A 12,702-nucleotide genomic window follows, 5' to 3' on the forward strand; every position below is an offset into this window, starting at 1 on the left:
AGATAAGAGGGTAGAAGTCGGATTTGCCGACTTACGCCGTCAGCACTCGGACCAGCCGCAGGACTCGCAGGTCTTGCAGCCCTCCGAGAAGTAGAGGTTCATGCCGCCACAGTCGGGGCACTCGGGGCTCTCGCCGGCCTCGATGAGCGACTGGGTATCGCCCTGGTCGGCCGCGCGAGCGCCCGCGCCGCCGTCCGTCTCCGGCGTCGGCGGCTCGGGGGGTTCGTTCTCGGGCTCGGGGGTCCCGGTGCTGGTGGAGGCATCCGCGTCGACCGCCTCGTCCAGGCTGGTCTGCTTGGGGTACGGCTTGTCGATCTCGTCCTCGATGTAGCGGCTGAGCGCCGTCCCGATGGCGTCCGGGATGGAGTTGATCTGCTCGCCCTTGTCCCAGGCGACCTTCGGCGACCGGGTCCCGCGGAGTTCGTCGACGATCTCCTCGGGGTCCACGCCGGCACGCAGGGCGGTCGAGATGACCTTGCCCAGTGCCTCCGTGAAGGAGTTGGTGTAGCCACCGGAGTGGCCGATATTGGCGAAGACCTCGAACGGCTGGCCCGTCTCGGGGTCCTCGTTGATGGTGACGTACAGCTTGCCGTAGCCAGTCTTCACGCGCTGGCTGACGCCGTGGAGCGTGTCCGGCCGGGCCTGCAGTTCACCCATCTGCACCTCGCTGCTACCCGCATCCTCCAGCAGGGCCGCGATGTCGGCCTCGGCCTGGGCGCGGACCTCCTCGTTGTCGAGGAAGGCCTCCAGCCCGCCGAAGGCCTCGTCGACCTGCTCGAGGATGGCGGCAGCGGCCTCGGACTCGTCCATCTCCGAGAACTCGGCGTTGTCCGCGCGGGTCGTGAGGACCTGCTTCGAGCGGGTCCCGTCACGGTAGACGGTGACGCCCTTCCCGCCGTTCTCGTAGATGTAGCGATACACCTCGTCCATGTCCTCCTTGGTGGCGGTGTTGGGGAAGTTGCAGGTCTTCGAGATGGCCGAGTCGACCCCGTCCTGGCAGGCACACTGCACGCCGGCGTGCTCCTTGCCGGTCAGGTCCGAGGTGACGACGAACAGCTCGCCGATTGCCGTCGGGACCGTCTCGAGGCCCTCGACGCCGTCGAACTCGTTGGCGGCCATCTGCTCTTTGGCCTCCTCCTTGACGGCGTCGACGTCGATGTCGTTGGCCTCCAGGGTCCGGAGGAAGTAGTCGTCGAACTCGACGAGCATCTCGTCGCCCTGCACGTCGTCGGAGACGTTCTTGTAGTAGGCGACGTTGTAGATGGGCTCGCACCCCCCCGTCGTGTTGCCGACCATCGAGGTCGTGCCCGTCGGTGCGATGGTCGTCGTGTTGTGGTTCCGGATGGGGAACCCGTCTTCCCACTCGTCGGCGTCGAGGCCGGTATGGTGTTCGAACCAGTCGGCGTACTCGGTCGGGTTCTCGTACTTCGAGTTGTCCCACTCGGCGAAGGAGCCACGCTCCTCGGCCAGCTTGTGGCTGGCCCACTTCGAGTCGTGGTTGATCTTCATCATGACCTGCCGGGCGATCTCGTTGGCCTCCTCGCTGCCGTAGCGGACGCCCAGCTGGATGTACAGCTGGGCGAGACCCATGATGCCCAGACCGATCTTCCGCATCTCCCGGACCTTCTCCTCGATCTCGGGCACCGGGAAGTCCGACATCGTGACGACGTTCTCGAGGAAGCGCGTCCCGAGTTCGATGCGACGCTCGAACTCGCCGATGTCCAGTGACTCCTGCAGGAACGCCTCGACGGAGTCCTCGAGGGATTCGCTGTCCGGGCGACTGTCCTTGAACACGCGCCAGTCCGGCGAGTCGTGGGCCGCGAGCGTCGAGAGGTTGATGTGACCGAGGTTGCAGGCCTCGTACTCCTCGAGGGGCTGCTCGCCGCACGGGTTCGTCGCGAGGATGCGGTGGTCCGGGTGCTCATCGACGTCGAACGAGTGCTGCTTGTTCACCCGCTCGAGATAGATGACGCCCGGCTCACCGTTCTCGTGGGCGCCGTCGACGATGCGGTCCCAGATGAGCTCGGGGTCGATGGTGAGCTCCTCGCCCGGCTCGACGTGGTCGCCGAGCCCGTAGCGCCCGTACATCTCTCTGGTCTCCTCGGTAGCGATGTGGGGCTCGCCCGTCCGGGGGTTGGTGAACGTGAACTCCTCGCCGTTCTGCAGGGCCTCCATGAAGTCGTCGGTGATGCCGACGGAGATGTTGAAGTTCGAGAGGTGCCCCTCGACGGCGTTCCGCAGGTGCTCCGGGACGCGCCCCTCGTCGTCGATGAGTTCGCGGGCCTCCGCGAGCGCGTCGGAGAAGTCGGTGTGGGTGTAGTCGTCGGGGTCGTTCAGCCGCAGGGTGTGGGCCAGCGAGACGTCCTTGTTCTTCGCGTGGAGGAACTCGATGACGTCAGGGTGTGAGACGCGCATCACGCCCATCTGGGCGCCCCGCCGGGCGCCGCCCTGGGCGATGGTCTCGCACATCTGGTCGAACGTCTCCATGAACGTCATCGGGCCGCTGGCGATGCCGCCGGTCGAGCCGACCGGGTCGCCGTACGGCCGGAGCTGCCAGAAGGCATACCCCATGCCGCCGCCGGACTGGAAGACCTCGGCGGCCTCCTTCGCGGTCTGATGGATGTCGGTGAGGTCGTCACCGGGTGAGTCGACGAAACAGGCCGAGAGCTGCTGGAGCTCGTCGCCGGCGTTCATCAGTGTCGGCGAGTTCGGGATGAAGGAGAGCTGCTCCATCAGGTTCTGGAACTCGTCGGCCGTCGACTCGACGTGGCTCTGGATTTCGTCGGGCAGCTCCGGAACGAGCGTCTCGTACGAGAACTTGTTGACGTTGTGGATGTCCAGCGTCGTCTCCGCATCGTCGGCCGCGGTGGTCCCCTCACCGAAGACCTCCGCGGCGAGTTCGTCGCGACGTGGGTGGTCCGGCTTCAGCAGGTCCGGCGTGACCGTGACCTCGATATCCCGGCGCTCGGCCTCGAAGACGGCCTCCGCGAGCGCGATGTTGTTGGCGACCCGCCGGAAGAGGTCCTCCTGCTCCTCGACGAAGTTCCCGTCGGCGTCCTTCTTCAGATAGCGTGCCGGCAGGATGTTGTGGTAGGCGTTCCCCGTGAGCCGCTCCTCCATCGTGTCGCCCTCGGTCCGCTTGACCGGGAGCACGACCTCGTCGGCGTCCGCGTCGGGTGTCTCCGCACTCATCGCTGCCGTCCCCCTCCTCGTACAAGAGTGAAATCCGAATGGTGTGTCATGGTGATGTGTTGTCGCTCCCTACCGATTAACCCTCGGTAGCACGGGCGTCTGTCAGATATCTGATGCTGAACTATCGGCACTGTACCAACTCGCTATGACTGGCCTCGCGCGGGCATCCGCGCGACACGACCTGTTGTGACTGTCCCTGCGTTAATGAACGTGGGTAAACCGAAGTGAAAGTGAAAGTCGGAGCCCGAGAACCACCAGACTGGAGCACGATTTCGACTGGAAGTGATGGGGGGTTGCAAGCCGCACGTCGGACGGCCGACACGCTTACCCCGACGGGCAGTGTGAACCGAAACATGCTTCCCGTGCTTGCACCGCTGCAGCTGGGCGCGCTCGCGTCTCCCGTCGGACTTGTCGGAGCTGTGATACTCGCGCTCCTGGCCGTCGTGGTCGTCCGGTTCGTCCTCAAGATGGCTGTCCGCATCGCCATCATCGCCGCAATCGTGGTGGCCGCGCTCTGGTTCCTCGGACTGCTCGGTCCGCTCCAGAACCTCGTCGGACTGGTCGGAGTCCCCGGTGCCGTCGGCGTCTGACGACCGGCTGACGAGACCCAATTTATATAGGGAGATATTGCTTCCTTGCGTCTATGCCCCGTGAGAGTTACCAGTCGCAGCTAGAGCAACTCCGTGAGGACGTGCTCTACATGAGCGAGGTCGTCATCGAACGCTTCCGGACAGCGCTGTCCGCACTGGCCCAGCGCGACGAGGAGACCGCGTGGGAGGTCATCGAGGGGGACGACGAGATCAACCGGATGTACCTCGACCTCGAGCAGGACTGCATCGACCTGCTCGCGCTGCAGCAGCCGGTCGCCAGCGACCTCCGCTTCATCGCCGCCTCGTTCAAGATCATCACCGACCTCGAACGGGTCGCCGACCTCGCGACCAACATCGGCGACTACACACTCGAGGCCGGCGAGGAACGCTACCCCGACGTCGACGTCCAGGGCATCGGTGACACCGTGCTGGAGATGCTCGAGGACGCGATGGCCGCCTACGCCGAGGAGTCCCCCGAGGCCTGCCGCGCGGTCGCCGAACGCGACGACGAGGTCGACGCCGAGTGCGAACACGCCTCCGACGAGGTCGTCCGTTCGCTCATCGAGACGGAACTCGACGACCCCGAGGAGACCGACGTGGACGCCCTGATGGACGATGTCTCACGGCTCCTGCTGACCATCCGCGACCTCGAACGCGTCGGCGACCACGCCGTCAACATCGCCGCCCGCGCGCTGTACATGATCGAGAACGACGACGAGCTCATCTACTGACGCGAGTGAGTCGCTGATCGGGCCTCCTCGCAGCACCGCCGAACCGGGACATGTTCAGGTCGGTCGCCGACGCATCGGGCGACTCGACGGCCGGTACCGGATTACGAATTCTCTCCTACGGCGCCCCAGTCGGTGATGCGGGTGAGGGTCCCGTTCGCCAGGTCGACCGTCACGGAGTAGGCCTCCTCGCCGGTCGTCGGGTCCCGGACCCCGACACTGGCCCGGTCCTCGACGTAGGTCCGGTCGCGCCGGAGGGTGACCGAGTCGTCGCCCCTCGAGCCGGTCGACGCTGACCCGTCGCCCGCCTCCCCGACGACGCGGAACGTCGCCGACTCTGCCGAGCCGTTACCGACCCTCGTGACGTTGTAGACGGTCACGTCCTCGTCAGTGGTCTCCAGCTTCGGAATCGGCTCTACGACGAGTTCGTACGCGCCCATCGCGTCCAGGTGCCGACGCATGGTCGCGTTGGCCCGGACGACCGCGCGGGCCCGCTCGCGCTCCGCCGCGGTCAGCGGGGACGCTCGCTCGGCATCGATGACGAGGTCGCCGCCCTGGGTCCGGAGTTCGATGGCCTCGACCCCGCGCGTGTCGTTCAGCACGGTCATCTCCCGCCCGCCGTCGGAGAGCGTGACGTTCCCCTCGCCGACAGCGACTCCGAGCGACGACTCATCAGCCGTCACCGGACCGCCGACGCCCAGCGCGGCACCGGCCCCGGCGAGGCCGAGTCCGAGGACAGCGAGCCCGAGGAGCGTGGCGACCCTGACGGAGATGTCGCGGCGCATGGTGTTCACGTTCGGTGGAAGAGCTAATGGGCGCTACGATGGAACGCGGCTGAAACGCGTTTCACGGGCGTTTCATCCCCCTTTCGCGCCCATATCATCGCCAGATATCGGTGGTCATTAGGCGCCGTATGTGGTCGGGTCACGTATGGACCTGCGGGCCCTCCACAGCGAACACCTGTTCGCCGCCGGCGTCTTCGTCGCCTCGACCCTGGTCCTCGCGTTGCAGCTCATCAACCCCTCCCCGGTAGTCGTCTCGGTCGGCGAGCGCGGCACGGAGGTCGCCGAGCTCGGCGGCTACTTCCGGTACCGGGACGTGGGGGTGGTGACCGTCGCGGCGTGCCTGCTGGGCGCGAGCGGCACCTACCTCCTGACGAGCGACCCCGACCCGGCGGCCGAGTCGAACCCGACCGACGACGCCGTCGGCGTGGCGACCCCACCCGGCCCCGGCGACGCCCGGCCCGTCGCACGGGCCGACGGAGCCGCCCAGACGCCGGACGGACGGTTCCCCGATGAGGGGGACAACCCCGACCCGAGCGACGAACTCCTCGAGGCGCGGCGCCGCGAGTGGGAGGAGAAGGCCGACCGCCTCGCGAACAACGAGGCCGAGGTGTACGAACTCCTCCTCGACGCCGACGGCGTCCTGCCACAGGCCGAGATCGTCGACGAGAGCGACCTCTCGAAGGCCACCGTCAGCCGGACCCTCGACAGCCTGGAGACCAAGGACCTCGTCGAGCGCAAGCGCCGCGGGATGGGGAACATCGTCCTCCTGCAGTGAAGAGGGGCGGAACGCCGCGGAACCGTTCCGAAAACCTTCCAGAAACACGTTCTCAACGGGTCCTTATCCGGGTTTTCATCACACGTTAACCCGAGCGGCGACGGGCCGACGCCCGCTGCGGACCGCCGACAGACGGGCCGGGCGTTCCCGTACCGCTCGACAGCCCCATGACGAGCAAGCTACTCGCGCTCGCGTTCGCGGCGGCGGCCATCCTGGCCGTCGGCACCGGCGGCGTCGCCGCCGCCCCCGACGCGGGCACCGACACGGACGCATCGGCGACCGACGACCCGGTCCACATCGACCTCGAGGACTGGGACATCGAACACGACGACGACGGCGAGGAGTACGACCAGAAGCTCACCGCCGACGAGTCCATCACCCTCGACTTCGAGGAGGAGGAAGTGACCCGACAGGGTGACGGAATCTACGTCGTCGACTACGACGACGAGGAATAGAGCGACTCCACGCGGACGGCCCCACCCTATCCCGTCCGTCCGATTCGCCCCCTGTTCTCGCGGCTGTCGACGGGAAACGCTGATTGCCCCGAGGCCCGAACGGCGGCCCATGACAGACGACGACCCCGACAGCACACCGTGGTCGGACCGCATCGTCGGGGCCCGGATGGCAGTCGACAGTGAGTTCTCGAGCGAGGTCGACCGGTCGGTCTTCTCCCGGCAGGAGTGGGGGATGGTGATGACCGCCGTCGAGTTCGACATCGAGAACGCCGGCGACGAGGCGGCCGCCGAACTGGTGGCCAACACCGACAGCCTCCGTGACGTGCTCCCCGAACTGGAGCGGGCCCGCGAGGCCCAGGCCGCGATGGCGGCCGGGCAGGAGCCCGATTCGGGCGGTGGGAACGGCATCCTCGACTCGGTGAAGGGTGCACTCGGGTTCGACAGCAACGACGATGTCGACGAGATCGACGAGGACCAGCTCCGCGAGGCCGAGCGCCTCGCCGACGCCTACGCGACGGAACTCCAGTCCTACCTCGAGTCGAACGGGCGCTGGGCGGAGATTCGCCGAGCGTACGTCGAACAGCAGTAAGGGGCCGCGTTCGGTCCCGGTCTCCCCGTCTACAGTCGCTCCAGCACCGCCGCCGTCAGGTCCTCGGTCGAGGCATCGCCACCCAGGTCCGGCGTGCGCGGCCCGTCGGCGAGCACGGCCTCGACGGCGGCGTGGACGTCGGCGCCGGCCTCGTCGTAGCCCAGGTGCTCCAGCAGCATCGCCGCCGAGACGATGGTCGCGGCGGGGTTGGCGACCCCCTGCCCGGCGATGTCGGGCGCAGTGCCGTGGACCGGTTCGAACAGTGCGTTGTCGGTGCCGATGTTGGCCGACGGCAGCAGGCCAAGACCGCCGACGAGGCCGGCGGCCAGGTCGCTCAGCACGTCGCCCGCGAGGTTGGGGCAGACGACCACGTCGAACGCCGTCGGGTCGAGCGGGAGCCGGGTCGCGAACGCGTCCATCAGTACCTCCTCGGTCTCGACACCGCGCTCGTCGGCGACGGAGACGACGGCGTCCCGGAACCGACCGTCCGTCTCGCGCATCACGTTCGCCTTGTGCGCGACCTGGAAGCCGTCCATGTCGCGCTCCGTGACGTAGTCACAGGCGAACTCCGCCAGTCGCTCCGACGCGGAGGTGGTGACGACGCGCGTCAGCGTCGAGAGGTCCTCGGAGAGCCGGTCCTCGTGGCCCGCGTAGACGCCCTCGGTGTTCTCGCGGAGGAACACGACGTCCGTCTCCGGCCGGAGCGCGTCCACGCCGGGGTAGGCCGTCGCGGGGCGGACGTTGACGAACGAGCCGACGGCCTCTCGGAGCGGGAGAATCACGTCCGCGGCAGTCTCGCCGGCCGCACCGAACAGCGTCGCGTCGGCCGCCTGGACCGCGTCGTAGGTCGCCTGCGGGAGCGCCTCACCCGTCTCCGCGAGTACGGCGTCGCCCGCGTCGGCGTGTGTGAACGTGAAGTCTGCGTCGACGGCCTCCAGCACCTCGACTGCGGCCGGAACGACCTCCTGTCCGATACCGTCGCCCTCGATGACGACGATTTCGTCTGTCATGCCACGGAGTCCGCGGGGCCGGCGAAAGAGGGTGTCGGTCCGCGCAAACGACGCGGTTCGGCACCCCCAGCTATAACTGTCGACAGGCGAGAGACCTACCGAGTCCACATGGTCGAGCCCGGAACCGGCGACATCACCGTCCTGCACGTCGAGGACGACCCGGCGTTCGCCGACCTCGCCGACGACATGCTCGAACTCGTCGCCGACGATATCACGGTCACGACCGCCCCCGACGCCGAGGCGGCACTGGAGCGGCTCGAGGCGGAGTCGGTGGACTGCGTGGTGAGCGACTACGACATGCCCGGGCGCAGCGGGCTCGAACTGCTTGAGGCGGTCCGAGAGGCCCATCCGGACCTCCCCTTCATCCTGTTCACGGGGAAGGGGAGCGAGGAGATCGCCAGCCAGGCCATCGGCGCGGGCGTCACCGACTACCTCCAGAAGAGCGGCGGGCGGGACTGCTACGAGATACTCGCAAAGCGCGTCCGGGACGCGGTCAGCCGGTACCGTTCCGAGGAGCGCTACCACAACCTCGTCGACACGGCGCCGGTCCCCATCGCGCTGTTCGGGCCGGACCAAGGCCTCCGCTATGCCAACGACGCGGCCGTCGAGTTCCTCCAGGCAGACAGCGCCGCGGAGTTGCTGGGCACGCCGATGCCGGAGTTCGTCCACCCGGAGTACCAGGAGGCCGCCGACGGACGGTTCGCACAGCTCATGGACGAGGGAGAGCCGGCCCCACGGGCCGAGTTCAAACTCCAGACGGTCGACGACACGGTGAAGCAGGCGGTCGTCGCGACCGCGCCGGGCCACTACCGCGGCGAGAAGGTGGCACAGGTCATCGTCCGCCTCGTCGAGGAGTGACGGCGACCGGAACGCAGCAGTCCCAGTCGACGCTCAGTCGCCCCTGACGTACGGCAGGTCCGCGGCCGTCTCCGCGATGGCCTGCTCGTTGGCCTTCATCAGCGCGGTCGTGTCCCAGATGCCGTCGACCAGTGCCTTCCGCTGGGCGTCGTCGACGGAGACGCCGACCTCCTGCCCGCCGTAGCTGACGGTCTCGGCGGCCACGTCGACCTCGATATCGCCATCGGGGTTGTCGTCGACCCACTGCTGCAGGTCGGTGATGGTCTCGTGGTCGGCCGTGACGGTGGGGATGCCGAGCGCGAGGCAGTTGCCGGCGAAGATCTCGGCGAAGGACTCGCCGATGAGCGCGTCGATGCCCCAGCGCATCAGGGCCTGCGGCGCGTGCTCCCGGGAGGAGCCACAGCCGAAGTTGTTGTTGACCACCATGATGTTCGCGTCCTGGAACCGCTCCTCGTTCATGGGGTGGTCCTTCTCGTTGTCGTCGTCGTCGAACCGCAGGTCGAAGAAGGAGAACTGGCCCAGGCCATCGAAGGTGACGACCTTCATGAACCGCGCGGGGATGATCTGGTCCGTGTCGATGTCGTTCCCGCGGATGGGGATGCCGCCCCCCTCGACGTAGTCGACCTCCGGAATCTCCTCGGTGGGGTCGCCCGAACTCATGCGACGGTCACCTCCTTCAGGTCGCGCACGTCTGTGACCTCGCCGGTGATGGCCGCGGCGGCCACCATCCGGGGGTTCATCAGGACGGTCCGGCCGTCCTTGCTCCCCTGCCGGCCGACGAAGTTCCGGTTCGAGGAGGAGGCACACGCCTCGTCACCCTCGAGCTGGTCCTCGTTCATGCCCAGACACATCGAGCAGCCCGCGTTCCGCCAGTCGAAGCCGGCCTCGCGGAAGATGTCGGCGAGGCCCTCCTCCTCGGCGGCCTGCTGGACGCGCTGGCTGCCGGGGACGACGAACGCGCGCACGTCGTCGGCGACCTGCCGGCCCTTCACGATGCGGGCGGCACGCCGCAGGTCGGGCAGGCGGGCGTTCGTACAGGAGCCGAGGAAGGCCACGTCGATGTCGTACCCCTCCATCGTCTCGCCGGGTTCGACGCGCATGTGCTCCTGGGCGCGCCGGGCCGTGTCCTGCTTGTCCTCGGCCAGGTCCTCCGGTGCCGGGATGGGGTCGTGGATGCCGACGCCCTGACCGGGCGTGGTCCCCCACGTGACGACGGGGTCGAGTTCGGAGGCGTCGATGGTGACGACGTCGTCGTACTCGGCATCGTCGTCGCTGCGGATGGACTCCCAGTACGGCTTCAGGTCGTCGTACTCCTCGGGGTTCTCCTGGAAGTAGTCGGTCTCCGCAAGCCACTCGTAGGTGGTCTCGTCGGGGTTGACGTAGCCCGCGCGGGCCCCGCCTTCGATGGACATGTTGCAGATGGACATCCGGCCCTCCATGTCCAGGTTCCGGATGGCCTCGCCGGCGTACTCGTAGACGTAGCCGACGCCGCCCTCGGTTCCCAGGCGACGGATTATCTCCAGGATGATGTCCTTGGCCTCGACGCCCTCGCCGAGTTCGCCGTCGACCTGGATCTTCCGTACTTTCTGCTTCTCCATGGCGACCGTCTGGGTCGCCAGCACGTCGCGAATCTGCGAGGTCCCGATACCGAACGCCAGCGCGCCGAACGCGCCGTGCGTCGAGGTGTGGGAGTCACCGCAGACGATGGTCTTGCCGGGCTGGGTGATGCCCTGCTCCGGCCCGATGACGTGGACGATGCCCTGGTTGCCCGTGGTGGGGTCGTCGAACTCGATACCCGCCTCGCGGACGTTCTCCTCGAGTTCGGCCATCATCTCCTCGGCGGCGTCGTCGCTGTACGGCCGCGACTGGTCCGCTGTCGGGACGATGTGGTCGACCGTGGCGTGGGTCAGGTCCGGGCGGGCGACCTCGAGGTCGCGCTCGCGGAGCATCCCGAACGCCTGCGGGCTCGTCACCTCGTGGATGAGGTGCAGACCCACGAACAGCTGGTCCTGCCCGTTCGGCAGCGTCGTGACCTTGTGGCGGTCCCAGACCTTGTCGTAGAGCGTGCCCTCACTCATGCTAGCGGTTCTCCTCGCGGCCCTCGTGGCCGCGCTCGTAGACGCCGTTGGTCCCCTCGGCGTCGCCCGGTGGCGTGTGCTCGACGTCGCGCAGTTCCTCGGACTCGGCGTCGCGCTCGCCCCCGTCGGCCGCGGTCTCGGCCTCGCTCTCCTCGGCGACCTCGGCCTCCCGCTCGGGGTCTGCTCCTCCGTCAGCAGCGACGGTGCGGCCGCGGTCGTAGGTCTGCGTCGAGCCGAACACCTCGCCCGTGAACGGGTTGGTGTGGCTGACCTCGCCCAGTGTCTTCGGTGCGTTCTCGTCCGGTGTGTCCTTGGTCATTGGTATCTAATCGTCCGCGGGTGTCTCGGCTGTCTCTCCCTCCGCCTCGGCGTCCTCGCCCCACGCGAACAGCGAGCGCAGGTTCTCGCCAACCGCCTCGATCTCGTGGTCCTTCTCGGCCTGCCGGAGCTGCTTGTAGGAGGGACGGTTCGCCTGGTTCTCGTTGATCCACTCGCGCGCGAAGGTGCCGTCCTGGACCGCCTCGAGGACCTCCTCCATGTTCTCGCGGGCGTGGTCGTCGACGACCATGTCACCGCGGGTGAGGCCGCCGTACTCGGCGGTGTCGGAGACCGAATCCCACATCTCGCCGAGCCCACCTTCGTACATCAGGTCGACGATGAGCTTCAGCTCGTTCAGGCACTCGAAGTAGGCCATCTCCGGGGAGTAGCCGTTGTCGACGAGCGTCTCGTACCCCTGCTTGACCAGGGAGGTCACGCCGCCACAGAGGACGGCCTGCTCGCCGAACAGGTCGGTCTCGGTCTCCTCGCGGAACGAGGTCTCGACGACACCCGCGCGGGTGCAGCCGATGGCCTTCGCGTACGCCAGCCCCACGTCGTGGGCCTCGCCGGTCGCGTCCTGGTAGACCGCCAGCAGGCCGGGCGTGCCCTCGTCGTGCTCGTAGTTCCGGCGGACGAGGTGGCCCGGCGACTTCGGGGCGACCATCGTCACGTTGACCTCCTCCTTGGGCTCGATCTGCCCGTAGTGGATGTTGAAGCCGTGTGCGAACTGGAGCGTGTCGCCGGGGCCCAGTTCGTCCTCGATCTCGTCGTAGACGGCGGGCTGGACGGTGTCGGGCACCAGCACGCTCACGAGGTCGGCCTCGCTGGCGGCGTTCTTCGGGGTCGTCACGCGCAGCCCCTCGGCCTCGGCGGCCTCGCGGGAACTCGATGATTTGCGCAGGCCGACCACGACATCGATGCCGGACTCGTGCAGGTTCAGGGCGTGCGCGTGGCCCTGGCTGCCGTAGCCCAGCACCGCCACCGTCTGCTCGGCCAGCGCACCGAGGTCGGCGTCGTCGTCGTAGTAGACCGTCGTCGTGAACTCCTCGTCTCCGTCGTCGTCGTTCGTGCTCATTCGTCAGTCACCTCGTCGGCCGCGCCCTCGTCGTGCGCGGTCCCGTCAGTATTCGCCTCGTCGTCTGTCTCCTCGTTGGCCGGCACGGAGATGACGCGCTCGCGGTTGGCGGGCACGTCCACGGCGGCCTCCCGGTTGGCGGGCGCCGTGACGGCGGGCCGCTCGTACTCCGGGTCCGGCGCGTCCGCGTCGTTGGCCGGCGCGGTCACCGCGGACTCCTCGCGCGAGCCACTGCCGTCCGTGACGGCG

General features: G+C 68.0%; 13 protein-coding genes. 6 read left to right on the forward strand and 7 right to left on the reverse strand.

What is annotated here, in order from left to right:
• Positions 1-39 precede the first annotated feature (39 nt).
• Positions 40-3,192, reverse strand: a complete 3,153-nt coding sequence (locus tag NL115_RS01785; protein ID WP_254831517.1) for an adenosylcobalamin-dependent ribonucleoside-diphosphate reductase — start codon at positions 3,190-3,192, stop codon at positions 40-42.
• A gap of 353 nt (positions 3,193-3,545) precedes the next feature.
• Between NL115_RS01785 and NL115_RS01790 the strand changes: the two genes are divergently transcribed.
• Positions 3,546-3,782: a DUF8029 family protein gene (locus tag NL115_RS01790; RefSeq protein WP_254831518.1), complete on the forward strand. Its 237-nt coding sequence runs from the start codon at positions 3,546-3,548 to the stop codon at positions 3,780-3,782.
• Positions 3,783-3,835: 53 nt separating this feature from the next.
• Positions 3,836-4,513 carry a phosphate signaling complex protein PhoU gene (gene phoU, locus NL115_RS01795; RefSeq protein ID WP_254831519.1) on the forward strand — a complete coding sequence of 226 codons (678 nt, stop codon included), beginning with the start codon at positions 3,836-3,838 and terminating at the stop codon, positions 4,511-4,513.
• Between the two features lie 101 nt (positions 4,514-4,614).
• Here phoU and NL115_RS01800 read toward each other — a convergent pair whose 3' ends face one another.
• Positions 4,615-5,295, reverse strand: a complete 681-nt coding sequence (locus tag NL115_RS01800) for a hypothetical protein (RefSeq protein ID WP_254831520.1) — start codon at positions 5,293-5,295, stop codon at positions 4,615-4,617.
• A gap of 145 nt (positions 5,296-5,440) precedes the next feature.
• Here NL115_RS01800 and NL115_RS01805 point away from each other — a divergent pair, with 145 nt between their 5' ends.
• The 3 genes from NL115_RS01805 to NL115_RS01815 all read left to right on the forward strand — a co-directional run bounded on the left by NL115_RS01805 (position 5,441) and on the right by NL115_RS01815 (position 7,114).
• Positions 5,441-6,070, forward strand: coding sequence for a helix-turn-helix transcriptional regulator (locus NL115_RS01805; protein WP_254831521.1), 630 nt, complete (start codon positions 5,441-5,443; stop codon positions 6,068-6,070).
• A gap of 167 nt (positions 6,071-6,237) precedes the next feature.
• Positions 6,238-6,525: a hypothetical protein gene (locus tag NL115_RS01810; RefSeq protein WP_254831522.1), complete on the forward strand. Its 288-nt coding sequence runs from the start codon at positions 6,238-6,240 to the stop codon at positions 6,523-6,525.
• Positions 6,526-6,634: 109 nt separating this feature from the next.
• The gene (locus NL115_RS01815) at positions 6,635-7,114 is read left to right on the forward strand and encodes a DUF5799 family protein (protein WP_254831523.1); all 480 of its coding nucleotides are present in this window, start codon (positions 6,635-6,637) and stop codon (positions 7,112-7,114) included.
• Positions 7,115-7,143: 29 nt separating this feature from the next.
• On the opposite strand, the gene leuB is transcribed toward NL115_RS01815, so the two are convergent.
• Positions 7,144-8,124, reverse strand: coding sequence for a 3-isopropylmalate dehydrogenase (gene leuB, locus NL115_RS01820; protein WP_254831524.1), 981 nt, complete (start codon positions 8,122-8,124; stop codon positions 7,144-7,146).
• Positions 8,125-8,232: 108 nt separating this feature from the next.
• Here leuB and NL115_RS01825 point away from each other — a divergent pair, with 108 nt between their 5' ends.
• A complete protein-coding gene (locus NL115_RS01825) occupies positions 8,233-8,982 on the forward strand; it encodes a response regulator (RefSeq protein ID WP_254831525.1) in 750 nt (249 codons plus the stop codon).
• A gap of 33 nt (positions 8,983-9,015) precedes the next feature.
• On the opposite strand, the gene leuD is transcribed toward NL115_RS01825, so the two are convergent.
• Genes leuD through ilvC form a run of 4 tightly spaced genes read right to left on the reverse strand, consistent with a single transcriptional unit; the run spans position 9,016 to position 12,453 of the window.
• A complete protein-coding gene (gene leuD, locus NL115_RS01830; protein ID WP_254831526.1) occupies positions 9,016-9,642 on the reverse strand; it encodes a 3-isopropylmalate dehydratase small subunit in 627 nt (208 codons plus the stop codon).
• Entirely contained in the window at positions 9,639-11,060 is a 1,422-nt protein-coding gene (gene leuC / locus NL115_RS01835) for a 3-isopropylmalate dehydratase large subunit (RefSeq protein ID WP_254831527.1), read from the reverse strand. Before leuC ends, leuD begins: the two co-directional genes overlap by 4 nt.
• Before the next feature lies 1 nt (position 11,061).
• Entirely contained in the window at positions 11,062-11,379 is a 318-nt protein-coding gene (locus tag NL115_RS01840; protein WP_254831528.1) for a DUF7989 family protein, read from the reverse strand.
• 6 nt (positions 11,380-11,385) lie between these two features.
• Positions 11,386-12,453 carry a ketol-acid reductoisomerase gene (gene ilvC / locus NL115_RS01845; RefSeq protein ID WP_254831529.1) on the reverse strand — a complete coding sequence of 356 codons (1,068 nt, stop codon included), beginning with the start codon at positions 12,451-12,453 and terminating at the stop codon, positions 11,386-11,388.
• Between the last annotated feature and the right edge of the window lie 249 nt (positions 12,454-12,702).

This window comes from Haloglomus salinum (assembly GCF_024298825.1).
In the GTDB taxonomy this organism is placed as follows: Archaea; Halobacteriota; Halobacteria; order Halobacteriales; family Haloarculaceae; genus Haloglomus; species Haloglomus salinum.

Bases quoted from the DNA above. Each gene is read 5' to 3' on its own strand.
- NL115_RS01810 (WP_254831522.1), top strand. From the start codon at position 6,238: ATGACGAGCAAGCTACTCGCGCTCGCGTTCGCGGCGGCGGCCATCCTG.
- phoU (WP_254831519.1), top strand. From the start codon at position 3,836: ATGCCCCGTGAGAGTTACCAGTCGCAGCTAGAGCAACTCCGTGAGGAC.
- ilvC (WP_254831529.1), bottom strand. From the start codon at position 12,453: ATGAGCACGAACGACGACGACGGAGACGAGGAGTTCACGACGACGGTC.
- NL115_RS01785 (WP_254831517.1), bottom strand. From the start codon at position 3,192: ATGAGTGCGGAGACACCCGACGCGGACGCCGACGAGGTCGTGCTCCCG.
- NL115_RS01790 (WP_254831518.1), top strand. From the start codon at position 3,546: ATGCTTCCCGTGCTTGCACCGCTGCAGCTGGGCGCGCTCGCGTCTCCC.
- leuC (WP_254831527.1), bottom strand. From the start codon at position 11,060: ATGAGTGAGGGCACGCTCTACGACAAGGTCTGGGACCGCCACAAGGTC.
- NL115_RS01800 (WP_254831520.1), bottom strand. From the start codon at position 5,295: ATGCGCCGCGACATCTCCGTCAGGGTCGCCACGCTCCTCGGGCTCGCT.
- NL115_RS01815 (WP_254831523.1), top strand. From the start codon at position 6,635: ATGACAGACGACGACCCCGACAGCACACCGTGGTCGGACCGCATCGTC.
- NL115_RS01825 (WP_254831525.1), top strand. From the start codon at position 8,233: ATGGTCGAGCCCGGAACCGGCGACATCACCGTCCTGCACGTCGAGGAC.
- NL115_RS01840 (WP_254831528.1), bottom strand. From the start codon at position 11,379: ATGACCAAGGACACACCGGACGAGAACGCACCGAAGACACTGGGCGAG.
- leuD (WP_254831526.1), bottom strand. From the start codon at position 9,642: ATGAGTTCGGGCGACCCCACCGAGGAGATTCCGGAGGTCGACTACGTC.
- NL115_RS01805 (WP_254831521.1), top strand. From the start codon at position 5,441: ATGGACCTGCGGGCCCTCCACAGCGAACACCTGTTCGCCGCCGGCGTC.
- leuB (WP_254831524.1), bottom strand. From the start codon at position 8,124: ATGACAGACGAAATCGTCGTCATCGAGGGCGACGGTATCGGACAGGAG.